Below are 23966 nucleotides of genomic sequence, written 5' to 3'. Positions count from 1 at the left end.
CCGGATCGGCGCTTTGCGCCGTCCGGAAAAAGGCTCCGCGACGAAGCAATTCGTTGATGAGCATGCAGCGCTGCTGGATTTGCTTCGCTGCGCGCGCAACAATGAGCCGGTCGGATTGACCGCTGTCAGCCCTGCGGCTTCTGCACCCGGTCGAACGCGATGCCGCGGATCACGGCGGCATCGCCGAACTTCTTGCGCAGATCGTCGATGGCGCGTTCGGCGTGGGCGGAGCGGCGATCGAGCATGTCGTCCTCCGCCGGGCCGGTCTGTTCGGTCAGCGCGCTGACGCCGGTTCCGATCAGCCGGAACGCGGTGCCGTCGATTTCCTTGCTCAGCATCTCGCGCGACACCGAGAAGATGCGGTTCGCCATCTGGGTCGGGGCATGGATCGTCTGCGCCCGAGTGCGCTGGCGGAAGTCGGCGGTCTTCAGCTTCAATGTGATGGTCGAGCCCGAGAGGGCGGCGCTCTTCAGCCGGGCCGACACCTTTTCCGACAGCCGCCACAGGATCTTCTCCAGCGTCGCCTGGTCACGAATGTCGTCCTCGAAGGTGGTCTCGTTGGAAATCGATTTGGCGCCGCGATCGGGCACCACCTTGCGCTCGTCGATGCCGCGCGCCAGCCGCCACAGCCGCCGGCCTTCGTCGCCGAACTGCCGCATCATCTCGATCTCGTCGGCGCGCTGCAGGTCGGCGATGATTCGGAATCCGCGGCTTGCCAGCCGCGATGCCGTCGCCGGCCCGACGCCGAAGATGAAGCCGACCGGCCGCGGCGCCAGCATCTCGCGCGCCTCGTCCTGATCGAGCGCGGCGAAGCCGCGCGGCTTGTCGAGATCGGAGGCGATCTTGGCCAGGAACTTGTTGCACGACAGTCCGACCGACACCGTGACGCCGATGTCGCGCTCGACCTCGCGAGCGAATTTCGCCAGCACCTTGGCGGGGATCATGCCGTGCATCCGCTCGGTGCCGGCCAGATCGAGGAACGCCTCGTCGATCGACAGCGGCTCGACCAGCGGCGTCAGCGCCCGCATCGCCTGCCGCACCTCGCGTCCGACCCGGACATACTTCGCCATGTCGGGTCGCACCACCGCCGCCGATGGGCACAGCGCCAGCGCCTTGAACATCGGCATCGCCGAGCGCACCCCGAAGGTGCGGGCGATGTAGCAGGCGGCCGACACCACGCCGCGCTTGCCGCCGCCGACGATCACCGGCTTGTCGGCAAGCTCCGGATTGTCGCGCTTCTCCACGGTCGCATAGAACGCGTCGCAATCGATATGGGCGAGCGACAGCGCCCCCAGCGACCGGTGCCGGACGAGGCGCGGCGACCCGCAAGCCGTGCAGCGTCGTGCCTCGGCGCGCTGGTCGGCGAGGCAATCCCGGCAGAAGCCGGGCGTGTTCCGCGTGCCCGGTTCGCCGTCGCTCACGGCGTGTCGCGCTCCCACGGCTTGTCCTCGAGGACCTGGAGCGCTGCTGCGACGTTGGTGGGGTGGAGCTGGACCGAGTCGGCGAACGCTTTGGCGGTGACATCGTCACGCAGCACGAAGTTCAGCACGCTGATCAGGAACTGCGGATCGGCGGCGGAACTGCGCAGCGTCTCCGGGCCGATCCCGGTCTCGGCCAGAAACAGGCCGAGTCGCTCGGGATCTCCGGCAATGAAGGACAGCGCTTGAATCGCCACGATTTCAGCCGCTTGGCGGGGATCTTGAAGACGCTTTCGCATCGGTTGTGTTTGCCTTTCCGTAACTTCTCGTCTCTATTTTATTCAATCATGCCCGAGTCTTGCGGCTTGTCGAACGATCGCGGGCCGCCGGCCCGGGCATTTTAGTGTGAGTAGTGGAGGGCGGGATGGCGAAAACCGTCCTGATCGTCGAAGACAACGAGCTCAATATGAAGCTCTTTCGCGACCTGCTGGAGGCCCATGGCTACCAGACGGCGGGAACGAGCAACGGATACGAAGCCCTCGACCTGGTTCGTAAGCTGCGCCCCGACCTGATCCTGATGGACATCCAGTTGCCCCAGGTGTCCGGGCTGGAAGTCACCCGCTGGATCAAGGACGATGCCGAACTCCGTCACATTCCGGTGGTAGCCGTCACGGCCTTCGCGATGAAGGGCGACGAGGAGCGAATCCGCGAAGGCGGTTGCGAAGCCTATTTGTCCAAGCCGATCTCGGTCGGCAAGTTCATCGAGACCGTCCGGCGGTTCATCGGCTAGGAGTAGCATCGTGTCAGCGCGTATCTTGGTGGTCGACGACATTCCGGCGAACGTCAAGCTGCTCGAAGACCGGCTGTCGGCGGAATATTTCGACGTCATCACCGCGTCGAACGGCGTCGAGGCGCTGGAGATCTGCCAGCGCGCCGAATGCGACATCGTGCTGCTCGACGTGATGATGCCGGACATGGACGGCTTCGAAGTCTGTCGCCGGCTGAAGGCGAACCCCAAGACGCATTTCATCCCGGTGGTAATGGTGACGGCGCTCGACAGCCCGGCCGATCGGGTGCGCGGCCTCGAGGCCGGCGCCGACGATTTCCTCACCAAGCCGGTGTCCGACGTCGTGCTGATCGCGCGGGTGCGATCGCTGACCCGGCTGAAGATGATGACCGACGAACTGCGGATGCGGGCGATCACCTCGCTCGAAATCGGCATGCAGGCGCCTGAGCGTGAAGCGGTCGCGGATCAAGGGAAGGGCGGCCGCATCCTGCTGGTCGACGACCGGCCGTCGTCCTACGAACGGCTTGCGCCGCTGCTCAGCGCCGAGCACGACGTCGACGTCGAGACCAATCCGTCGGAGGCGCTGTTCCACGCTGCAGAAGGCAATTACGACCTGCTGATCGTGTCGCTCGGGCTGGAGAATTTCGACGGGCTGCGGCTGTGCAGCCAGGCGCGCTCGCTGGAGCGTACCCGGCACGTGCCGATCCTCGCCATCGCCGATGCCGAAAACAACGCGCGGCTGCTGCGCGGGCTCGAAATCGGCGTCAATGATTATCTGCTGCGGCCGGTCGACAAGAACGAATTGATGGCGCGGGCGCGGACCCAGATCCGGCGCCGCCGTTACACCGATCATCTGCGCGACAACGTGCAGCATTCGATCGAGATGGCGATCACCGACGGCCTCACCGGGCTGCACAACCGGCGCTACATGGAAAGCCATCTGGCGACACTGGCGGAGCAGGCGAGCGCGCGCGGCAAGCCGCTGGCGCTGATGATCCTCGACATCGACTTTTTCAAGTCGATCAACGACAGCTACGGCCACGATGCCGGCGACGACGTGCTGCGCGAGTTCGCGCTGAGGATCAAGAAGTCGATCCGCGGCATCGATCTCGCTTGCCGTTACGGCGGCGAGGAGTTCGTGATCGTGATGCCGGAGACCGATCTGCACGTCGCCCAGATGGTGGCCGAGCGGCTGCGCCGCGCCATCGCCGGCGAGCCGTTCGCGGTCGAGAAGGGCACCCGACGCATCGAAGTCACAATCTCGATCGGGCTGTCGACGCTGGAGCGCAAGGGCGAGCCGATCCCCGACCTGCTGAAACGCGCCGACACCGCGCTGTACCGGGCCAAGCACGACGGCCGAAATCGCGTGGTCGCAGCGGCGGCGTAATGCCGCCGATGGCATTGTTCCCAAAATGGGAACGTGCTACTAACGAACATGCGTCTGATCGCTCGCAACGTGCTGGTCGAGTTCTGGGGTAAACACCCGGAAGCCAAGCCATCTGTCGAGCGTTGGTACGCGTTGATCAGGGCGGCAAACTGGACCTCGACCGACGACGTTCAGAAGGCCGCACCCAAGGCCAAAGTGCTCAATCGTGAGCGCGTCAGATTCGAGATCGCTGGCGGCAATTTTCGATTGGCGGCCGCGTTCGATTTTCGTCGTCAGATCGCGTTTGTGAAGTTCGTCGGGACGCACGCCGAATATGATCGGATCGATGCGTTGACCGTGTCCCACTTCTGAGGAGATTGTCGTGGACCTTCGTCCGATCCGGACTGACGAGGATCACCGCGCCGCACTTGCAGCGATCGAGGCGTCGTGGGGCGCACCAGAAGGATCGGACGAGGGCGACAAGCTCGACGTCCTGCTGGCGCTCGTCGAACTCTACGAGGCGAAGCGGTGGCCGATCGCGATCGCCGAAGATCAAGACCCGATTGATGTTCTGCAATATGCCATCGACGAACTCGGACATACTCAAACTGAGTTGGCCCAACTCCTTGGCTCGCGCTCGCGGGCATCGGAGGTGCTGTCGCGTCGTCGCGCGCTCACGGTCGAGATGATCCGCAAGATCGCAGAGGCGTGGAAGATCCCTGCCGACCTGCTGGTGCGTCCATACAAGACCGAACGTGCCGTATGAGCAGCGATCGGCATGGTCGCGGCGGCGGCGTAGCCGAGGCAATTTGCACGACCTCACGATCCGCACGGTCGTCATCCCCGCGCAGGCGGGGATCCAGTACGCCGCGGCTTCTGTGTTTGATCCCGGGCGCTCTGGGATACTGGGGCGCCCGCCTGCGCGGGCGATGACGTCTGTGGGCGGAGCGAAGGCTGCCGATCATCGCCCAAAATAGAAACGGGGCCCGAAGGCCCCGCGGAAGGAATGCCGTGAGTAGGCCGCGAGCGGCTTACTTGATCTTGGCTTCCTTGAACTCGACGTGCTTGCGCGCGACCGGATCGTACTTCTTCTTGACCATCTTGTCGGTCATGGTGCGCGAGTTCTTCTTCGTCACGTAATAGAACCCGGTGTCGGCCGTCGACACGAGCTTGATCTTGATGGTGACCGCCTTGGCCATGGTCTCAAACCTCGAAATTTGGGAATAAACAGGCGAGGTCGAACGTCAGGACCCGCGTTTGGCCGGCAAACTAGCCGCGAATGCCTGAAAGTCAAGGTTCTCGGCGGGTATTGCCGCGCGGGAGAGGCGAAATCGCTGTCGAGCCCGGAAATTGGCACCCAAACCAGCCAAAATCCACGCCAATCCGACAAGACGGCGATCTGCGCATCGCAGATCTTCCCGAGCGCGACCTCGATTTCGGGTCGTTGCGACCCATGTTCGGAAGCCCGCCCCCGATTCTGTCACGAAAGGCCCCAGATGACCGCCAGCGAGCCGGCCCTGCGCGTTGCGGAGGATTCTCGACCCGAACCACCGCCGAAGCCCGGCCCCGGCGGTGGTTCGGCGGTGCCGGCCCCCGCAATGAGCGCCGGGTTGACGCTGGCGATGGCCGCGGCCGCCGGCATCGGCGTCGCCAACATCTATTACAACCAGCCGATGCTCGGGGTGATCGAGCGCGATCTCGGCAGCCCGGCGCTGACCGGGATGATTCCGACCGCAACCCAGCTCGGCTATGCGGTCGGCCTGTTCCTGCTGGTGCCGCTCGGCGATCTGACCGACCGGCGGCGGCTGATCGCCGGCCAGTTCGTGCTGCTGGCTGTCGCGGCCGCGCTGGTGGCACTGGCGCCGTCGGCCTGGCTGATCATCGCCGCGTCGCTGGCGCTCGGCGCCTGCGCCACGGTGGCGCAGCAGGTGGTGCCGTTCGCCGCCGCGCTGGCGGCGCCAGAGCGGCGTGGCAAGACGATCGGGTTGGTGATGGCGGGGCTGTTGTGCGGCATCCTGCTGAGCCGGACCGTGGCAGGCTTCGTCGCCGGCCATCTCGGTTGGCGCGAGATGTTCTGGCTGGCGGTCCCGGCGGCGCTGGCCGCCGCGGCGCTGATGGCGTGGCTGCTGCCTCGCCATCACGGCCACCTCGATATCGGCTATGGCGCCGCGTTGAAATCGCTGGCGTCGCTGTGGCGCCAGCAGCCGGATCTGCGGCGCGCAACCGCGGTGCAGGCCGCACTGTTCGCCTCCTTCAGCGTGTTCTGGACCGTGCTGGCGCTGCATCTGCAGGAGCCGCACTTCGGACTCGGCGCTGAAGCCGCGGGCCTGTTCGGCCTGGTCGGTGTGGTCGGCGTACTGGCGGCGCCGATCTCCGGCCGGATCGCCGATCGACGCGGACCTGGACCGGTGATCGCGATCGGCGCAGCGCTGGTGCTGGCGTCGTGGGGGCTGTTCGGACTTTCGGGAAGCATCGCCGGACTGCTGATCGGCGTGGTGGTGCTGGATTTCGGCCTGCAGGGCGCGCTGATCTCCAACCAGCACATCGTCTACGCGCTGGCGCCGGAGGCGCGAAACCGGCTCAACACCGTGTTCATGACCGGAGTGTTCATCGGCGGATCGATCGGCTCGGCCGGTGCCGCCTTCGCCTGGGCGCACGGCGGCTGGACGGTGGTGAGCCTCTACGGCGGCGGATTGGCCGCGCTCGCCTTGCTGCTCGAACTGACGGCGCGGTGGTCACGCCGTTAGTTCGAGCTTTTCGTTCGGATGCAGGCCGGGCGCTCAGCCGCCCGGCAGCATGTCCTTCTGCATCTTGCCGCCATAGAAATGGAAGAACGGCACCGGCGCGTCGTGGCGCAGCGGGCCGGTGGCGAGCCGGCGGTCGAGCTCGCCGAGCACGTTCTTGGTCATCGGATGCAGGTCGGCGAGCGGCTTGGAGCCGAGCTCGACCCACACCAGCTCGACCAGCTCGGCATCGGCATGCACCACACCGTCGACGCGGTGCGCGATCGCCGAGGCATCGGCGGTGAAGAACCGGGTGTCGAACCGCTTGATCCGGCCGGGCGGGGTGATGGCGCGCGCGATCAGGAACAGGCCGGAGGGATCGGGCAGCAGGCCGGCTTCGGCGAACGGCTGCCATGGGCCGGCCAGTGTCGCTTTGGCCTCGGTCCTGCAGCCGAGGCACAGTCCGGTCTCCTCGCAGGCTTCGCGGATCGCCGCGATCGCAAGGGCGCGGGCGCGTGACGGCGTGGTTTTCGGGCTGCCTTTCAGCAGATTGGCTTCCAGCTCCGGCGGGATCGGCGCTGCGACCGGGACGCGGACGTCACTTTTGTCGACACGGCCGCCGGGAAACACGAACTTACCGGGCATGAACACGACGTTGTCGTGGCGCTTGCCGACCAGCACTTTCGGCGTCGAGCCGCTGCGATCGACCAGGATCAGCGTCGCTGCGTCCTTCGGGCGGAAATACGGGTGGTGGCTGGCTTCCTGGTGATCCTGCTCGACCTTCGGCTGTGTCGCGGATTCGGTCATATCGCTCCCGTTGTCGTTTCTTGTTGGTGTTGTTGTCGTTGTGCCGCCGCGTGGCAATCGCGCCGTCAGTGATCGGGGTTGGTTTCGTCGAAGCCGTGCATCCGGAATGCCCATTGCAGTCCGACGACGGCGCCTTTGACCGGTTGCAGCAATAGCAGCGAAGCCAGCAGGGTGAAAGGCAGGTAGATCGCGAGCTGAAGCATCACCGGCGGCGCGAAACGGGTTTCGATCGACAGCGCGAGCGGCACCACGACATGGCCGACGATCACGATCACCAGATACGCCGGCAGATCGTCGGCGCGGTGCCCGGTGAAATCCTGGCCGCATTGGTCGCAGCGGTCGGCGGTCTTGAGGAACGCGCGGAACATCCGGCCTTCGCCGCAGTTCGGGCAGCGGCCGCGGAAACCGCGCCACATCGCCTGCCAGACGTTGCGCTGCTGCGACGGCGCAGATTGCGGAGGCCAGACGATCGGCTCGCGTGACAGCGTGGTCATCAGCGTTTTCCTCTCCCGGACTTGGTTTTTTGTTTCGGCTTCGCCGCTTTCCGCGCTTTCGCCCGTCCGGGCTTGGCGCGGGCCGACTTGCCGCTCTCGGTTTTCAGCTTGGTCTTGCTCGTCCTCTTGGTCTTGCGTGCAGTCTTGCGGTGCGTGAATTCGACGTTGGCATTGCTCACCAGCTCGAACCGCAGCGCGCCGGCCACCGGTGCAGCTTCCACCAGCTTGACGTCGACCACATCCCCCAGCCGGTGCATGGCCCCGCTGCGCGAGCCGATGAGCGCGTGGCGCGTTTCGTCGTAGTTGTAGTACTCGTCGCCGAGCGAGCGGATCGGGATCAGCCCGTCGGCGCCGGTGTCGCTCAGCTTGACGAACAGCCCGGCCTTGGTGACCCCGGAGACGCGGCCCTGGAACGTGGCGCCGATCCGGTCGGCGAGGTGATGCGCGATCAGCCGGTCGACGGTCTCGCGCTCGGCTTTCATCGCGCGGCGCTCGGTGAGCGAGATTTGCGCGGCGACTTCCGCCAGCGTCTCGGTGGTCTCGCTCGGCGGCAGCGCGCCGTCGCCGAGATCGAGCGCGCGGATCAGCGCGCGGTGCACGACGAGGTCGGCGTAGCGCCGGATCGGCGAGGTGAAGTGCGCGTAGCGGCGCAGATTGAGGCCGAAATGGCCGTAGTTCTCGGCCGCATATTCGGCCTGCGCCTGCGAGCGCAGCACCACCTCGTTGACCAGCGGCTCGGAGTCCTCGCCTTTGACCATCGCCAGGATGCGGTTGAACTGCGCCGGCCGCAGCGCGCCGCCTTTGGCGAACGACAGATCCAGCGTCTTGAGGAAGTCGACGAGGTTGTGGACCTTCTCGACGCTGGGTTCGTCGTGCACCCGGTAGATCAGCGGCAGCGCCTTCTTCTCCAGCATCTCGGCGGCTGCGACGTTGGCGAGGATCATGAACTCCTCGATCAGCCGGTGTGCATCGAGCCGTTCCGGGACGATCACGCGGTCGACGGTGCCGTCCGGCTTCAGGATGATCTTGCGTTCGGGCAGATCGAGGTCGAGCGGATCGCGCTCGTCGCGGCCGCGCTTGACCACCGCATAGGCGTCGTACAGCGGCTTCAGGATGGTTTCGAGTAGCGGGCCGGTGACGTCGTCGGGCTTGCCGTCGATCGCCGCCTGCGCCTGCGCGTAGCTCAGCTTCGCGGCCGAGCGCATCAGGATGCGGTGGAACGAATGCGAGCGCTTGCGCCCCTGCGCGTCGATCACCATCCGAACGGCGAGGGCGCCGCGGGGCTCACCCGGTTTCAGCGAACACAGGTCGTTGGAGATCCGCTCCGGCAGCATCGGCACGACGCGATCGGGAAAGTACACCGAATTGCCGCGGCGCAGCGCGTCGCGATCGAGCGCAGAGCCGGGGCGCACGTAGTAGGCGACGTCGGCGATCGCGACATGCAGGATCACGCCGCCCTTGTTGTTCGGATCAGGATCTGGCGCGGCATGGACGGCGTCGTCGTGGTCCTTGGCGTCCGGCGGATCGATCGTCACCAGCGGCAGCTCGCGCCAGTCTTCGCGGCCTTTGAGCGTTGCCGGCTGCGCGGCTTCGGACTCGCGGATTGCCGCCGAGGAGAACTCCTGCGGAATATCGTGGGTGTGGATCGCGATCAGGCTGATCGCCTTTTCGCTGGCGAGCGAGCCGAGCCGTTCCTTGACCCGGCCGGAGGCGAGGCCGAAGCTGCGGGTGCGGATCAGATCGACGCTGACGAGATCGCCATCCTCGGCGCTGCCGGCATCGTGCGCCGCGATGTTGAGTTCGCGCCCGGCCTGCTTCTTGTCGACCGGAACCATCCGGCCGCCGCCCTGCGGCAGCGCGCGGAAGATGCCGAGGATCCGCGCCTTGCCGCGCTCCAGCACACGGATGACGCGGCCGACATAAGCGGGGCCACCCTCGCGCGGGTCCGCGGTCTCGACATGCAGCAGCGCCCGGTCACCGACGCCGGCCGCGGTGCCCGGCTTGATCCGGCGTGGGGTGTGGATGCGGATCTTCGGCGCGTCGCCGTCCTGCTCGTCCCATTCGGACGGCGTGGCGATCAGTTCGCCGTCGGCGTCGCGCGAGACGATGTCCGCCAGCAAGGTCGGGGGCAGCGTCGCGGGCTCCGACACCTTGCGGCGACCGCTCTTGCGGATGCTGCCGCCGTCGGCGAGCTCGCGCAGCATCCGCTTCAGCTCGGCGCGATCGGCGTTCTTCAGGCCGTATTCGCGCGCGATCTCCCGGGTGCCGACTTTGCCGGGGTGAGCGCGGATGAAGGCGAGGAGGGTGGCCTTGTCCGGAAACTTCGCGTCGCGCGGCTTGCTCACATCTATCCGTTCTTGGCGGCGCTGCTCTTGGCCGCGTCTTTAGGCTTGGCGGCCTTCTTCGCTGCTGTCTTTGCGGCGACAGGCGCGCGCGCCTTGCTGGCGGCGGCGCTCTCGGCCTTCGGCTTGGCCTTCTTGGCGGCGGCCTTCTTGGCCGGCTTGGCGTCGCCGTCGGCTTTCTTGGTCGCCGCCTTCTTGGCGGGGGCCTTCTTCTTGGCCTTGGCGCCGCCGCCCTTGGCGGCGCGCTCGTCGAGCAGCGCGATCGCTTCGGGCAGGGTGATGGTGTCTTCGGTCTTGTCGTTCGGGATCGTGGCGTTGACGCCGCCGGCGGTGACGTAGGCGCCGTAGCGGCCCTTCTTCACCGCGACCGCGCCGAGGCTCGGATGGTCGCCCAGCGCCTTGCCGGGATCGGAGCCGAACCGGCCCTTGCTCGGGCCCTTGGCGACCTTCTCGGCAATCAGCGTCACTGCGCGGTTCAGGCCGACCGTATGCACGTCGTCGCCGGCTTCGAGGCTGGCATAGGTCTTCTCGTGCTGCACGTAAGGTCCGAACCGGCCGATGCCGGCCTTGATCGGCTGCCCGGTCTCCGGATGCTTGCCGACTTCGCGCGGCAGCGCCAGCAGCTTCAGCGCCATTTCGAGATCGACATCGGACGGCGAGGTGCCCTTCGGAATGCCGGCCCGCTTCGGCTTTTCGCCTTCGCCGTAATCCTTGGCCTCGCCGAGCTGGATGTAAGGGCCGAACCGGCCGGACTTCACCGCGACCTCGAGGCCGCTGTCGGGATCGGTGCCGAGCACGCGGTCGGCATCGCCGGCGCTGTCGGAGGCGAGCGGCCGGGTGTAGCGGCATTCCGGATAGTTCGAGCAGCCGACGAAGGCGCCGAACTTGCCGGCCTTCAGGTTGAGCTTGCCGGTGCCGCAGCTCGGGCACTGCCGCGGATCGCCGCCGTCCTCGCGCGCCGGATAGATGTGCGGGCCGAGCATCTCGTCGAGCACGTCGAGCACCTGGGCGACGCGCAGATCCTTGATCTCGTCGACCGCGCCGATGAAGTCGCGCCAGAAGTCGCTCAGCACCTGTTTCCAGGACACTTCATTATTGGAGATGCGGTCGAGGTCTTCCTCGAGGCCGGCGGTGAAGTCGTATTCGACGTAGCGGGTGAAGAAGCTCTCCAGGAACGCGACCACGACGCGGCCCTTGTCCTCGCCGTGCAGCCGCTTCTTCTCCAGCCGGACGTAGCCGCGATCCTTCAGCACCTGCAGAATCGAGGCGTAGGTCGAGGGCCGGCCGATGCCGAGCTCTTCCATCCGTTTCACCAGCGAGGCTTCGGAAAACCGCGGCGGCGGCTCGGTGAAATGCTGGGTGACGGCAAGCGCCTCGCGCTTCAGCGCCTCGTTCTCGCTCATCGGCGGCAGCCGGCGGGAATCCTCGTCCTCGGAGTCGTCGTCGCGGCCTTCCTGATAGGCGGCGAGGAAGCCGTCGAACTTGACCACCTGGCCGGTGGCGCGCAGTTCCAGCACGCGCGGTCCGGCTTTCGCCTCGATGTCGACGGTGGTGCGCTCCAGCTCGGCGGATTCCATCTGGCTGGCGACGGTGCGGATCCAGATCAGCTCGTACAGCCGGGCCTGGTCGGAATCGAGGTTGCGGCTGACGTCGGACGGCCGGCGCGACAGGTCGGTCGGGCGGATCGCTTCGTGGGCTTCCTGCGCGTTCTTGGCTTTCGCCGTGTACTGACGCGGTGCCTCCGGCACATAGGCGTTGCCGAAGTCCTCGGCGATCACCTTGCGCGCCTGGGTGATGGCGGACGGGTCGATCTGCACGCCGTCGGTACGCATATAAGTGATGAGTCCGACGGTCTCGCCGCCAATATCGACACCTTCGTACAGCCGCTGCGCCACCCGCATGGTGTGGGCCGGCGCGAAGCCGAGCTTGCGGCTGGCTTCCTGCTGCAGCGTCGAGGTGGTGAAGGGGGCGTAGGGGTTGCGGCGTGCCGGCTTGGCTTCGACGGTGGCGACCCGGAAATTCGCTGCTTCGATCGCCTTCTTGAAGTCCTCGGCTTCCGCGCCGGTGCCGATGTCGAGCCGCTGGATCTTCTTGCCGTCGGCGCCGACCAGCCGCGCCTCGAAGGTATCGCCGCGCGGCGTCGCCAGAGTGGCGATCAGCGACCAGTACTCGCGGGGGACGAACTTCTCGATTTCGGTTTCGCGGTCGCACACCAGACGCAGCGCCACCGACTGCACCCGGCCGGCGGAACGGGCGCCGGGAAGCTTGCGCCACAGCACCGGGGAGAGGGTAAAGCCGACCAGATAGTCGAGCGCCCGGCGCGCCATATAGGCGTCGACCAGGGCGCCGTCGATCTGGCGCGGATGCTTCATCGCCTCGCTGACCGACTGCTTGGTGATGGCGTTGAACACCACGCGCTCGACCTGTTGGTCCTTCAGCGCACGCTTCTGCTTCATGACCTCCAGCACGTGCCAGGAGATCGCCTCGCCCTCGCGATCAGGGTCGGTGGCGAGGATCAGCTTGTCCGCATTCTTCAGAGCCTTGGCGATGTCGTTGAGCCGGCTCGCGGCTTTCGGGTCGACCTCCCAGATCATCTGGAAGTCGGCATCCGGGTCGACCGATCCGTTCTTCGCCGGCAAGTCGCGCACGTGCCCGAACGAGGCCAGAACCTCATAGGACGAGCCGAGATATTTGTTGATCGTCTTGGCCTTCGCGGGCGACTCGACAATGACGAGGTTCATCGCATCCAAGCATCATAATGAAGAGAAAAAGGCCGGTCTGCGAGACTCGCGCCGGCCGGATTGCCCGGAACATGGGTGGTGACAGGGGCGCTGTCAAATCGCCGATCGGGGAACCGGGCCGAAATCAGACCCACTCAGAACTGAAATTCACGAAACATAAACCTAGAGCTGCACAACTTATGCGTGTATATGATTGCTTTACTCTCCTTATCGGAGAGTTCCAATCTGTCTAGGAATGGTGCCCGATGTCGCCGCCGTCCGAGAGCTACGGAAACTCCCGCTACCCCCGCCCGGGAGATGGCGGGCCGGTCGAAGCGGCCCAATACCTGTCGGAGGCGACCGGGCAACTGATTCAGGTCGCCCGAGCGCACCGTCTCGATGTACTTTGTTACCTTCTCGATATGGCGCGGATGGAAGCCAAGGACATCGTGCGCCGCCGGCGCAATTCCACCAGCGAGTGAATAGGTCCGTTCAAGGCTCTCATCCGATTGGATTCCTCTCGATATCCTGATGTTCTGGGTGAGCTGCAGGCAGCGGCAAGGACGACCGGCACTGTCAGGCGGTTGCCGTTGTCATGAGGTGGTTGCGATTAACGTCTAATTAACCGAACCAGTTCACGATTCGAACGTCGGGGCGGGCCGGATGTACGTCCGCTCCTGGACAATGGCTCGAAGTGTCATCGCTTCGGGCCGTTGGCTTTTTTGGGCGCGGTCGCGCTCAGCTCAGCGACACCAGGGAGCCGCCGTGGCGTTCGAGGCGGCCGGCGAGTTCGAGCTCCAGCAGCACGGTGCGCACCACGGCGGGTGAAATGCCCGACAGGCGGATCAGATCGTCGATTCCGACGGGGCTCGGCCCGAGCAGGCCGAGAATCCGGCTGCGGTCGCTTGCCTCCGGCTCCCCGGTCGGCGGCGCGTGCTCCGGCTCCCGGTTCGGCGTCTCGACCGGCCGCTCTAGGATCGACGCAACCGCATCGACAATATCGGACGCCGATGTGATCAGGGTCGCGCCCTGCTTGATCAGGTCGTTGGTTCCGGCGGCACGCGGGTCGAGCGGCGATCCCGGGACGGCGAACACCTCGCGGCCCTGATCGGCGGCGCGGCGGGCGGTGATCAGCGAGCCGGAGCGATAGGCCGCCTCGATCACCACGACGCCGACCGCGGCGCCGGAGATCAGCCGGTTGCGGCGCGGAAAATCCTTGGCCCGGGGGATGTGACCGAGCGGCATCTCGGAGATCGCGGCGCCGCGCGCCTGAATGATGTCCAGCAGCAGATCCTCGTGCTCGGCCGGATAGATCTTGTCGTGGCCGCCGGCCAGCACCGCGACGGTGCCGCCGGCAAGGCTGGCGCGATGCGCCGCCTGGTCGATGCCGCGGGCCAGGCCGGAGATCACCACGAAGCCGCTTGCGCCAAGATCGGCGGCGAGCTGGCCGGCGAACTTCAGCCCGGCGCCCGAGGCGTTGCGCGAGCCGACGATTCCGATCATCGGCCGCGCCATCACGGCGAGCGCATCGGGCAGGGCGTGGACTCCGAGCAGCGGCGGCGCATCGTCGATCGTGGCCAGCCGCGGCGGGTAGCCGGTCTCGCCCGGCGCCACCAGCTCGACGCCGATCCGGCGCCCGCCCTCGATCTCGCGCCGCGCTTCGTCCTCGGATGGGATGCGTCCGGCCCGCGCGGCGCCGCCGCGCCGCGCCAACTCCGGCAACCGCTCCAGCGCCACGCGCGCCGAGCCGAAATGATTGATCAGCGAACGAAACGTCCGCGGCCCGACATTGTCGGCCCGGATCAGCCGCAGCCAATCGATCCGCTGCGCCTCGGTGAGGACGGTCGTCCCTGGATCACTGCCGCGCTCGCCCACATCCGCCCCCGCGAGCGGGAGTGTGACGCAACTTTAGCGTGTGAACAAGGCCGACCAAGGCGGTGGGCCGCGGCGCACGAACGGGTCGTGTCGGCGGGGTGCGATCAGGCTGCTCGCAAGGACGTGCGGTTACTTCTTCTCGCCGATCTTGCCTTCGGTGCCGGCCTGCAGCCGCTTGATGTTCTCGCGGTGCATCCAGAACAGCAGCAGGGTCAGCACCGCGAACAGCGAGGCGAGGGCGGCGTGGCCGAACCACCATAGGAAGATCGGGGTGACGAAGCTCGCCACCAGCGCCGACAGCGATGAGTAGCGCGAGGTGAAAGCGGTCGCCAGCCACATCAGGCAGAACACCACCGCGGCCGGCCAGAACAGGCCGATCAGCACGCCGATATACACGGCGACACCCTTGCCGCCCTTGAACTTCAGCCACACCGGAAACAGGTGGCCGAGGAAGGCGCCGAGGGCCGCCAGCATCGCGGCGTTGGCGGCGATCGCGTCGGTCCCGGCGGCGAGATAGGCGGCGAGGATCACCGCCGCGGTGCCCTTCAGCGCATCGAGCAGCAATGTTGCGGCGGCGAGGCCCTTGCGGCCGGTGCGCAGCACGTTGGTGGCGCCGATATTGCCGGAGCCGATCGAGCGCAGATCCTGGGTGCCGGCGATCTTGGTGAGGATCAGGCCGAACGGGATCGAGCCGAACAGATAACCGATCACCAGTGCGCCAAGGTAGATCCCGATCATCACAACTCTCCAAACACTCTAGCGCGGCAATAAAGTCAGACTCTCCCCGTCATTGCGAGGAGCGAAGCGACGAAGCAATCCAATTCCGTGCTCGGCATTTCTGGATTGCTTCGCTGCGCTCGCAATGACGGATCGAAAGGCCTGGTTCAAGCGGCTGACTCAACCAGCCTTCAAATCTCACACATGCTCATAGACGGTCCGGCCGCCGACGATGGTGCGGGTCACCCGGCCGGAGAACCGCGCTTCGTCGAACGGCGTATTCTTGCACTTCGATTTCAGTTCGTCCGGATCGACCAGCCATGGCACGTCCGGGTCGATCACGATCAGGTCGGCCGGGCTGCCGGCGCGCAGCGTGCCGCCGGGCAGGCCGAGCAGTTCGGCAGGTCGGGTCGACATTGCGCGGATCAGGCTCAGCAGATCGAGTTCGCCGGCGTGGACCAGCCGCAGACCGGCCGGCAGCATCGTTTCCAGCCCAATTGCGCCGGCGGCGGCCTCTGCGAACGGCAGGCGTTTGACCTCGACGTCCTGCGGATTGTGGTCCGACATCACCACGTCGATCAGCCCGGAGGCCAGCGCTGCGATCAGCGCCTTGCGGTCGGCCTCGGTACGTAGCGGCGGCGCCAGCTTGAGGAAGGTGCGATACGGCCCGATGTCGTTCTCGTTCAGTGCGACATGGTTGATCGAGACTGATGCCGACACCGGCAGGCCGAGGTCACGGGCGCGCTGCATGATCTCCAGAGACTCGATGCAGCTCAGCGACGCGGCGTGGTAGCGTCCTCCGGTCAGCATCACCAGGCGGATGTCGCGCTCCAGCATCACCGTCTCGGCCGCATTGGGAATGCCGGCGAGGCCGAGCCTTGTGGCGAACTCGCCCTCGTTCATCACGCCTTCGCCGACGAGGTCGGGGTCTTCGGTGTGATGCACGATCAGCGCGTCGAAATCGCGTGCGTAGGTCAGCGCCCGGCGCATCACCTGGGCGTTGGTGATGCTGAGGTCGCCGTCGCTGAACGCCACCGCGCCGGCGGCCTTCAACAGACCGATCTCGGTCATTTCGGCGCCGGCGAGGCCCTTGGTGATCGCGGCCATCGGGTGGATGTTGACGATCGCGGTGTCGCGGGCGCGGCGCATCACGAAGTCGACCGTCGCCGAATTGTCGATCACCGGGCTGGTGTTGGGCTGGCAGACGATGGTTGTGATGCCGCCGGCGGCCGCGGCCTGGCTGGCGGACGCAAAGGTCTCGCGGTGGCTGGCGCCGGGCTCGCCGACGAAGGCGCGCATGTCGATCAGGCCGGGGGCGACCACCATGCCGGCGCAATTGACGATGTCGGTGCCTTCGGGGACGCCGGCGGCGCCGATGCCGCGACGGGCATCGCGGATCACGCCGTCGGCGATCAGCACGTCACCGATGCCGTCGAAGTCGCGCGAGGGATCGATCAGGCGGGCGTTGGCGAGCAGGATCGGGCGGCGGTCGGTCAGCATGTTGTTTCCCGTTCCGGCATCAGGCGTTCGGCAGGTTGCGGGCGAGCGCTTCGAGCACCGCCATCCGCACCGCCACGCCCATTTCGACTTGTTCGCGGATCACCGACTGGGCGCCGTCGGCGACGATCGAGTCGATCTCGACGCCGCGGTTCATCGGGCCCGGATGCATCACCAGTGCGTCCGGCTTGGCGTAGGCCAGCTTCTTCTGGTCGAGCCCGAAATAGTTGAAGTACTCGGCCGAGGACGGCACGAACGAGCCGTTCATGCGCTCGCGCTGCAGCCGCAGCATCATCACGATGTCGGCGCCGTCGAGCCCTTCGCGCATGTCGCGTGCGACCTCGACGCCGAGCCGCTCGATTCCGGCCGGCAGCAGCGTGGAGGGGGCGACGACGCGGACGCGGGCGCCCATCGTGTTCAGCAGCAGAATGTTGGAGCGGGCGACGCGCGAATGCATCACGTCACCGCAGATCGCCACCACTAGCCCTTCGAGCCGGCCCTTGTTGCGGCGGATCGTCAGCGCGTCGAGCAGCGCCTGGGTCGGATGCTCGTGGGCGCCGTCGCCGGCGTTGATCACCGAGCCGTCGACCTTGCGGGCCAGCAGTTCCACCGCGCCGGAGGCGTGATGCCGGACCACCAGGATGTCCGGGTGCATCGCGTTCAGCGTCACCGCGGTATCCATCAGCGTCTCGCCCTTGCGCATCGACGACGACGACACGCTCATGTTCATCACGTCGGCGCCGAGGCGCTTGCCGGCGATCTCGAATGACGACTGCGTTCGGGTCGAGGCCTCGAAGAACAGATTGACCTGGGTGCGGCCGCGCAAAGAGGTGCGCTTCTTGTCGACCTGCCGGTTGAGCTCGACATACTCCTCGGAGAGGTCGAGCAGGCCGGTGATGTCGGCGGCGGAAAGCCCTTCGATTCCCAGCAGATGCCGGTGACCGAGGACGAAAGTCGATTTTGGGGCGGGGGTCATTAAAGCAAGAGCTATAGGGAGAGTTGGATAGCCGGGCAAGCGGCATCGGGGCGCGGCGCGGAATAATCCCCCGGCGTTGTGGAGCAGCCGGCCTTTCGGCCGTGCGGCGTGTCACACGGGCGTGCGGTTGGTCGAAAGTCGTAAGCTCTGGTAAAGCGGTCCGGTGCCCTTCGTGCCCAGTCAGGAGCTCTCATGCCGACGCTTGCGACCGCGCTGCTCGATGCCCTCAAGGACCACGGTGCCCGGGAGATCTTCGGCATCCCCGGCGACTTCGTGCTGCCGTTCTTCAAGGTGATCGAGGAGAGCGGCACGCTGCCGTATTTCACGCTGAGCCACGAGCCGGCGGTCGGCTTTGCGGCCGATGCGGCATCGCGCTATCGCGGCAGCATCGGCGTCGCGGTCGTGACCTATGGAGCCGGCGCGTTCAACCTCGTCCACTCGGTCGCCGGCGCCTATGCGGAGCGCTCGCCGGTGGTGGTGATCGCAGGCGCGCCCGGCGCGCGCGAGCGCACCAGCGGCTATCTGCTGCATCATCAGGTGCGGACCATCGATACCCAGCTTGCGGTATTCAAGGAGGTCACCTGCGATCAGGCGGTGCTGACCGATCCGGCGACCGCACCGGCCGAGATCGCGCGAGTGCTGCGCAGCGCGCTCGAACTGTCGCTGCCGGTTTATATCGAGTTCCCGCGCGACATGGTCGACGCCAAGGTCGACCCGGTGCCGAAGCTGCCGCGGCGCGAGGCCGATGCCGGCGCGCGCGACGAATGCGCCGAGGAGATTCTGGCGCGGATCGCCAACGCGAAGTCGCCGGTGATGGTGGTGGACGTCGAGATCCGCCGCTACGGCGTCGAGCAGCAGGTGGGGGCGCTCGCCCGCAAGCTCGGCCTGCCGGTGGTGACGACATTCATGGGCCGCGGCCTGCTCGAAGGCGACGACGACGTGGTGGCCGGCACCTATCTCGGTGCCGCCGGCGATCCCGACCTGTCGGCGCTGGTCGAGGGTGCCGACCTGGTGCTGATGTTCGGCGTGATCCTGTCCGATACCAACTTCGCGCTGTCGTCGAACATGACCGATCCGCGCCGGACCGTGCTGGCGACCGGGCGCGAGGTGCAGATCGGCCACCACGTCTATCGCGACCTGCCGCTGGCCGATCTGATCGCCGGTCTCGATGCCCACGCCGCGCAGCATCCGCCGCGGCCGCGCAATGCCGGCAAGGGGATGGCCTATCCGCGAGGGCTGACCCTCGACCCTTCGCCGATCGCGCCGTCGGACATCGCCACCGCGATCAACGATCTGTTCGACCGCCACGGCAAGATGCCGATGACCGCCGACATCGGCGACTGCCTGTTCACCGCGATGGAGATCGACAACACCGCCCTGGCGGCTCCGGGATACTACGCAGGCATGGGGTTCGGCGTGCCCGCCGGCATCGGCGTCGCCGCGACCGGCTTGCGGCCGCTGATCCTGGTCGGCGACGGCGCGTTCCAGATGACCGGCTGGGAGCTCGGCAACTGCAAGCGCTACGGGCTCGATCCGATCGTGGTGCTGTTCAACAATTGCAGTTGGGAGATGCTGCGGGTGTTCCAGCCGGAGTCGAAGTTCAACGATCTCGACGACTGGCATTTCGCCGATATCGCCAAATCGATCGGCGGGGTCGGCGAGCGGGTGGCGACGCGGGCTGAACTCGCGGCGGCGCTGCAGCGCGCGGTCGAGCGGCGAGGGGTATTTTCGTTGATCGAAGTGATGCTGCCGCGCGGCGCCACCTCCCATACGCTGGCGCGGTTCGTCACCGGCTTCAAGGCGGCGCGCGAACGGATGAAGTGAGCGGGGCGGCGATCCGGCGTGTCCTCGCGGCGGTTTTCTGCGTAACATGCGCGCGAATCCGCATCGCTCCAGGACCGACATGACGCAGCCTTCCTTCGCCACCCACGAGGTGTTCAACCAGTCGCCGCCGCTTCCGGACCTCGACCTGTTCGGCGCCGACCGGCCGTTGCTCGAGGCGGTCACCTTCAATCAGGGCGCCAATGCGCATGTCGAACTCGAAGCCTTCGGCAAGGCATGGGGCACCACCGAGATGGCCGAACGCGGCCGCCTCGCCAACGAATACACCCCGAAGCTGAAGACCTTCGACGCCAAGGGCGTGCGCTGCGATCAGGTCGAATTCCATCCGTCCTATCACGAGCTGATGGCCGAGAGCTTCAAGGCCGGCCTGCACAACTCGACCTGGGACGCGCACGGCAAGCCTGCCGGCAATGCGTCGGAAGTGGTGCGTGCCGCGAAGTTCTACATGGCCGCTCAGGTCGAGACCGGCCATCTCTGCCCGGTGACGATGACCCGCGCGTCGGTCGCGGCGCTCGGGTCGCAACCGGACCTGCTGGCGCAGGTGATGCCCGTGCTCGGCACCCGTCAGTACGATCCGAGCTTCGCGCCATGGACCGCCAAGCGCGGCATGAGCATCGGCATGGGCATGACCGAGAAGCAGGGTGGCACTGACGTGCGCACCAATGCGACGCGCGCGTTCCGGGATGGCGACGCCTACCGCATCGTCGGCCACAAATGGTTCATGTCGGCGCCGATGTGCGACGCCTTTCTGGTGCTGGCGCAGGCCGACGAGGGTCTGAGCTGTTTCTTCATGCCGCGCTTTGCGCCCGATGGCTCGGTCAACGAGATTCGCTTCCAGCGGCTGAAGGACAAGCTCGGCAACCGCTCCAACGCATCGTCGGAAGTGGAGTTCACCGGCGCCTATGCGCTGCCGGTCGGCGAACCCGGCCGCGGCGTGCGCACCATCATCCAGATGGTGCAGCTCACGCGGCAGGATTGCGCCATCGCCTCCGCCGGACTGATGCGGTCGTCGCTCGCCCATGCGTTGCATCACACCCGCCATCGCACCGTATTCCAGAAGCGGCTCGCCGATCATTCGCTGATGGTCTCGGTGCTCGCCGACATGGCGCTGCAGGTCGAGGCTTCAGTGGCGCTGGTGATGCGGCTGTGCCGCGCATTCGACGAAGCGCCGAACGATCCGCTCGAAGCCGCCTACATGCGGCTGCTGACCCCGGCGGTGAAATACTGGATCTGCAAGTCAGCGCCGCCGTTCGTCTACGAAGCGATGGAATGCCTCGGCGGCAACGGCTATGTCGAGGACGGCATCCTGGCGCGGCACTATCGCGAGGCACCGGTCAATGCGATCTGGGAAGGCTCGGGCAATGTGATGTGCCTCGACGTGCTGCGGGCGATGTCGCGCGAGAGCGATGCCGGCACCGAAGTGTTGCAGGCGCTGATCCAGGACACCTCGGCGCTCACCGGAGGGCCGGCGGCCGCCGGCCTGATCGCCCGCGCGCTGCTGCAGGTCGACAACGAGCGGACCGCACGGCTCGCCGTGGAAATGCTGGCCAAGCTCGCCGCCGCCGCCGCGCTGAACGAAATCCACCCGCCGCACGCCGAACTGTTCGCCCGCACCCGCCTGGTGCCGGAGCCGGCGACCCTTTACGGCGCCGCCGATATCCCGACCGAGATAGCCAAGGGATTGTTGGGGCGCGTGCTGCCGGAGATGTGAGGCGGCTGGCGCATCAATCCCGTCATTGTGAGCGAAGCGAAGAAATCCAGAGACACGGTGCACTGAGTTTCTGGATCGCTTCGTCGCTTCGCTCGTCGCGATGACGGAGTTCGACGCTCGCTCAACCGACCGCTTCGCCTTCCGAGAAGTACCAGCGGCCTCGAACCTTGCGGAATTGCGAGCGCTCGTGATGGCTCTGCTCGGGGCCGCCGCCGCGGCGGAAGCGGGCGATGAACTCGACGGTGCCGCGGCTGCCTTTCTCGCTGCTACCGAGTACCCGTAGTTCGAGGAAGTCCGACTCTTCCATCCAGGCGCGGTTGACGTCGTGGTCGAACAGATCGCGCCGCTCCGGATCGGTGGTCTCGATGATGTAGTCGAAGTCTTTCAGCGCGTAGGCCGCGTAGCGCGACCGCATCAGCGCTTCCGGCGAGGCCGCAGGCCGGGTCCGGGCGAGCAGCGGGCCGCAGCACTCATCGTAAGTCTTTCCCGAGCCGCAGACGCAATTCATCGGATCGTTCCCGTCGCTGGTCACTCGGCGCGGCGCAGCGCCGCGAGCCGGTCGAGCGCGCCCTGCAGGATGAAGATCGCCGCGTGCTCGTCAATCACCTTGGCGCGTTTCGCCCGGCTGACGTCATTGGCGATCAGCTCGCGCTCGACCGCGGCGGTCGACAGTCGTTCGTCCCACAGTCCGATCGGCAGTTCGGTGAGCTTGGCGAGGTTGCGGGCGAAGGCGCGGGTCGACTGCGCCCGTGGTCCCTCGCTGCCGTCCATGTTGAGCGGCAGGCCGAGCACGAAGCCGCAGGCGGTGCGTTCGGCCGCGAGCGCCAGCAGCCGCGCCGCATCGGCGGTGAACGCCTTGCGGGCGATGGTCTCGACGCCGGTGGCGAGCTTGCGGTCGGGATCGGACGCGGCGACGCCGATCGTCTTGGTGCCGAGGTCGAGGCCGAGCAGGGCACCGCGCGCCGGCCAATGCGCGGCGGCTTCGATCAGGGGAAGGATCAGGGCAGGCATGATGCCCGCATAGCACGCGGGATCGAGGCGGCGCAAAGCCGGTTGCGGCGCGGCTTTGGTCTAAGTCCGCGCCGCTCTCTTCAGTTCACCGGATCGCGACCGGGTTGATCATGCTCTGTACCGCGCCCTTGAACCGCGGCTGCCCGAGCACGAACATGAACTCGTAGGCCTTGTCGCGGGCGAGATCGGCCGTGTTCATGTTTTCCAGAATGTAGGTGCCGTTCATCGGCAGCAGGATCTGGTGCACCTCGAACACGTTCTTGCTCTCGAACGGAATGACCTCGAGGCCCCAGGTGTCGGCGCCGACCGCGACCACGCCCTTCGAGGTCAGATACTTCGCGCCCTCGACCCCGAGACCGGGCTCGCCGCTGTTGTAGCGCTTGTCGTCCTTGCCGATCAGGCTGACCCAGCCGGTGTGAAACAGCACGACGTCGCCCTGACGGATCTCGACGCCCTGCTTCTTGGCGACCTCCTCGATCTCCTTGACGTTGAAGGCGGTGCCTTCCTTGACCACGTCGGTGCCGAAATGCGCCGCCATGTCGAGCAGCACGCCGCGCGTCACCATCGGCGGGACTTTGTCGATGCCGAGCTTCTTCAGGCCCGTGGCATCGCCGAAATCCGCGATCTTGTTGCCGTTGTAGTAGACGTGCTCGACGCCGATATGCCCCAGCCCGTCGATCTGGCTGCCGACCCCGACCCAACCCTCGATGATGTCGTCGTTGTAGGTGGTCTTGCTCGGGCCCATGCCGGAATTGCCGGCCTGACCGGGCTGCACCACGGTGATCTTGAAGCCGCGGGGCGGATAGGCGGGCGTCTTGGTGTCGACCGGAATGCCGAGGGCGTAGACCTTTCCGGTTTTCACCAGTTGCGACGCCTTCAGCGCCAATTCGGGTGTCAGGTAGTTGGCCGCCCCGATCTCGTCGTCGGGCCCCCATTTCGATTTGGTCCAGTCCTGTGCGAAAGCGGGTGACGCAGCAGTAACGGCTGCGACCGCGCAGCCGAGTAGCATGGCTTTCAGCATGGCGAGTTCTCCCTGTGTTTTTTTGTGTCGTGCTGGTCGCGACCGCGGATAGTTCCTGCGCCCGCGACCGACGCGATCATCCGTCCGAAACCGGGCCGGCGCCATCGCCGCGGTGAGGCGCGGCCGACGGCGATGGCGCTACAAAACGCCGCAGAGCAGACCGGGCCGCCGGAGCATCCGTGTCGGCGGAACCGGTCGCGGCGGCAGGCCGGACGGCGGAACAGACATAGCAAGCGGGCGCTGCTCCATGTTAAAGGGCCACTGGCGGGCAACGAGGCAGCGCCAATCCCCCTCCCATCGCGAGAGCCTGATCATGTGGCCGGATCGCCGTCTCCTCGACCTGTTCGGTATTGAATTTCCAATTTTGCTCGCTCCGATGGCTGGCGCGATGGATGCGGAACTCGCCGTTGCGGCGGCGCGAGGCGGGGCGCTGGCGTCGCTGCCGTGCGCGATGCTGACGCCGGAGAAGACACGCGAGCAGGTCGGGGTCTTCCGGCAGCAAATCGCCGCGCCGATCAATCTGAACTTCTTCTGCCATCAGCAGGTGACGCCGGATGCGGCGCGCGAGCAGGTCTGGCGGCAGCGGTTGACGCGATACTTCGCCGAACTCGGGCTCGATCCGGCGATGCCGGCCCCGGCAGCGAGCCGGGCGCCGTTCG

General features: G+C 66.6%; 23 protein-coding genes. 9 read left to right on the top strand and 14 right to left on the bottom strand.

Features of this window, described 5'->3' with window-relative positions:
* Positions 1–125 precede the first annotated feature (125 nt).
* Together DU475_RS11095 and DU475_RS11090 are read right to left on the bottom strand one after the other, a co-directional pair.
* Positions 126–1421, bottom strand: coding sequence for a DNA polymerase IV (locus DU475_RS11095; RefSeq protein ID WP_047309170.1), 1296 nt, complete (start codon positions 1419–1421; stop codon positions 126–128).
* Entirely contained in the window at positions 1418–1717 is a 300-nt protein-coding gene (locus tag DU475_RS11090; protein WP_013502016.1) for a DUF3572 domain-containing protein, read from the bottom strand. Before DU475_RS11090 ends, DU475_RS11095 begins: the two co-directional genes overlap by 4 nt.
* A 125-nt stretch (positions 1718–1842) precedes the next feature.
* On the opposite strand from DU475_RS11090, the gene DU475_RS11085 reads away from it, so the two are divergent.
* Genes DU475_RS11085 through DU475_RS11070 form a run of 4 tightly spaced genes read left to right on the top strand, consistent with a single transcriptional unit; the run spans position 1843 to position 4337 of the window.
* Complete coding sequence (locus tag DU475_RS11085; RefSeq protein ID WP_011158678.1) at positions 1843–2208, top strand: response regulator; 366 nt, start codon at positions 1843–1845, stop codon at positions 2206–2208.
* A 10-nt stretch (positions 2209–2218) separates the two neighbouring features.
* On the top strand, positions 2219–3592 hold the full coding sequence (locus DU475_RS11080; protein ID WP_013502017.1) for a PleD family two-component system response regulator: 1374 nt from the start codon (positions 2219–2221) through the stop codon (positions 3590–3592).
* A gap of 48 nt (positions 3593–3640) precedes the next feature.
* Entirely contained in the window at positions 3641–3943 is a 303-nt protein-coding gene (locus DU475_RS11075; protein WP_205524332.1) for a type II toxin-antitoxin system HigB family toxin, read from the top strand.
* Between the two features lie 10 nt (positions 3944–3953).
* Complete coding sequence (locus DU475_RS11070) at positions 3954–4337, top strand: helix-turn-helix domain-containing protein (RefSeq protein ID WP_164632187.1); 384 nt, start codon at positions 3954–3956, stop codon at positions 4335–4337.
* A 265-nt stretch (positions 4338–4602) separates the two neighbouring features.
* Here the strand turns inward: DU475_RS11070 and rpmG are convergent, their stop codons facing one another.
* Positions 4603–4770 (bottom strand): 50S ribosomal protein L33, encoded by a 168-nt coding sequence (gene rpmG / locus DU475_RS11065; RefSeq protein WP_011158674.1) that lies wholly within the window; start codon positions 4768–4770, stop codon positions 4603–4605.
* Positions 4771–5067: 297 nt separating this feature from the next.
* On the opposite strand from rpmG, the gene DU475_RS11060 reads away from it, so the two are divergent.
* Positions 5068–6318 (top strand): MFS transporter, encoded by a 1251-nt coding sequence (locus DU475_RS11060; protein ID WP_205524331.1) that lies wholly within the window; start codon positions 5068–5070, stop codon positions 6316–6318.
* A gap of 33 nt (positions 6319–6351) precedes the next feature.
* Here DU475_RS11060 and DU475_RS11055 read toward each other — a convergent pair whose 3' ends face one another.
* The 4 genes from DU475_RS11055 to topA form a co-directional block, all read right to left on the bottom strand.
* Positions 6352–7101: an NUDIX hydrolase gene (locus DU475_RS11055; protein WP_164632186.1), complete on the bottom strand. Its 750-nt coding sequence runs from the start codon at positions 7099–7101 to the stop codon at positions 6352–6354.
* 65 nt (positions 7102–7166) lie between these two features.
* Positions 7167–7595 carry a DUF983 domain-containing protein gene (locus DU475_RS11050; RefSeq protein ID WP_164632185.1) on the bottom strand — a complete coding sequence of 143 codons (429 nt, stop codon included), beginning with the start codon at positions 7593–7595 and terminating at the stop codon, positions 7167–7169.
* Positions 7595–9940 carry a ribonuclease R gene (gene rnr, locus DU475_RS11045; protein WP_164632184.1) on the bottom strand — a complete coding sequence of 782 codons (2346 nt, stop codon included), beginning with the start codon at positions 9938–9940 and terminating at the stop codon, positions 7595–7597. Before rnr ends, DU475_RS11050 begins: the two co-directional genes overlap by 1 nt.
* Positions 9941–9942: 2 nt before the next feature.
* Positions 9943–12678, bottom strand: coding sequence for a type I DNA topoisomerase (gene topA, locus DU475_RS11040; protein WP_164632183.1), 2736 nt, complete (start codon positions 12676–12678; stop codon positions 9943–9945).
* Positions 12679–12923: 245 nt separating this feature from the next.
* Here topA and DU475_RS11035 point away from each other — a divergent pair, with 245 nt between their 5' ends.
* Positions 12924–13139 (top strand): hypothetical protein, encoded by a 216-nt coding sequence (locus DU475_RS11035; protein WP_164632182.1) that lies wholly within the window; start codon positions 12924–12926, stop codon positions 13137–13139.
* A gap of 256 nt (positions 13140–13395) precedes the next feature.
* On the opposite strand, the gene dprA is transcribed toward DU475_RS11035, so the two are convergent.
* The 4 genes from dprA to DU475_RS11015 form a co-directional block, all read right to left on the bottom strand.
* Positions 13396–14532 (bottom strand): DNA-processing protein DprA, encoded by a 1137-nt coding sequence (gene dprA / locus DU475_RS11030; RefSeq protein ID WP_164632181.1) that lies wholly within the window; start codon positions 14530–14532, stop codon positions 13396–13398.
* Positions 14533–14661: 129 nt separating this feature from the next.
* Positions 14662–15273 (bottom strand): glycerol-3-phosphate 1-O-acyltransferase PlsY, encoded by a 612-nt coding sequence (gene plsY / locus DU475_RS11025; RefSeq protein WP_164632180.1) that lies wholly within the window; start codon positions 15271–15273, stop codon positions 14662–14664.
* 174 nt (positions 15274–15447) lie between these two features.
* Entirely contained in the window at positions 15448–16749 is a 1302-nt protein-coding gene (locus DU475_RS11020; RefSeq protein WP_047309158.1) for a dihydroorotase, read from the bottom strand.
* Between the two features lie 19 nt (positions 16750–16768).
* The gene (locus DU475_RS11015; protein ID WP_013502029.1) at positions 16769–17722 is read right to left on the bottom strand and encodes an aspartate carbamoyltransferase catalytic subunit; all 954 of its coding nucleotides are present in this window, start codon (positions 17720–17722) and stop codon (positions 16769–16771) included.
* Positions 17723–17914: 192 nt separating this feature from the next.
* On the opposite strand from DU475_RS11015, the gene ipdC reads away from it, so the two are divergent.
* Together ipdC and DU475_RS11005 are read left to right on the top strand one after the other, a co-directional pair.
* Positions 17915–19546, top strand: a complete 1632-nt coding sequence (ipdC, locus tag DU475_RS11010; RefSeq protein WP_164632179.1) for an indolepyruvate/phenylpyruvate decarboxylase — start codon at positions 17915–17917, stop codon at positions 19544–19546.
* 79 nt (positions 19547–19625) lie between these two features.
* Positions 19626–21275 (top strand): acyl-CoA dehydrogenase family protein, encoded by a 1650-nt coding sequence (locus DU475_RS11005; protein ID WP_164632178.1) that lies wholly within the window; start codon positions 19626–19628, stop codon positions 21273–21275.
* Positions 21276–21396: 121 nt separating this feature from the next.
* On the opposite strand, the gene DU475_RS11000 is transcribed toward DU475_RS11005, so the two are convergent.
* The 3 genes from DU475_RS11000 to DU475_RS10990 all read right to left on the bottom strand — a co-directional run bounded on the left by DU475_RS11000 (position 21397) and on the right by DU475_RS10990 (position 23307).
* On the bottom strand, positions 21397–21783 hold the full coding sequence (locus DU475_RS11000; RefSeq protein ID WP_142882909.1) for a YchJ family protein: 387 nt from the start codon (positions 21781–21783) through the stop codon (positions 21397–21399).
* Positions 21784–21803: 20 nt separating this feature from the next.
* A complete protein-coding gene (ruvX, locus tag DU475_RS10995; protein ID WP_142882908.1) occupies positions 21804–22286 on the bottom strand; it encodes a Holliday junction resolvase RuvX in 483 nt (160 codons plus the stop codon).
* 85 nt (positions 22287–22371) lie between these two features.
* Positions 22372–23307: a cyclase family protein gene (locus DU475_RS10990; protein WP_164632177.1), complete on the bottom strand. Its 936-nt coding sequence runs from the start codon at positions 23305–23307 to the stop codon at positions 22372–22374.
* A 313-nt stretch (positions 23308–23620) separates the two neighbouring features.
* On the opposite strand from DU475_RS10990, the gene DU475_RS10985 reads away from it, so the two are divergent.
* The coding region (locus DU475_RS10985; RefSeq protein WP_205524329.1) for a nitronate monooxygenase at positions 23621–23966 on the top strand (346 nt) is incomplete at its 3' end.

Origin of the sequence: Rhodopseudomonas sp. WA056 (assembly GCF_010906995.1) — a bacterium.
GTDB lineage: Bacteria > Pseudomonadota > Alphaproteobacteria > Rhizobiales > Xanthobacteraceae > Rhodopseudomonas > Rhodopseudomonas palustris_G.
The sequence above is the reverse complement of the archived record's forward strand: the minus strand, read 5'-3'. Positions and strand labels throughout refer to the sequence as shown.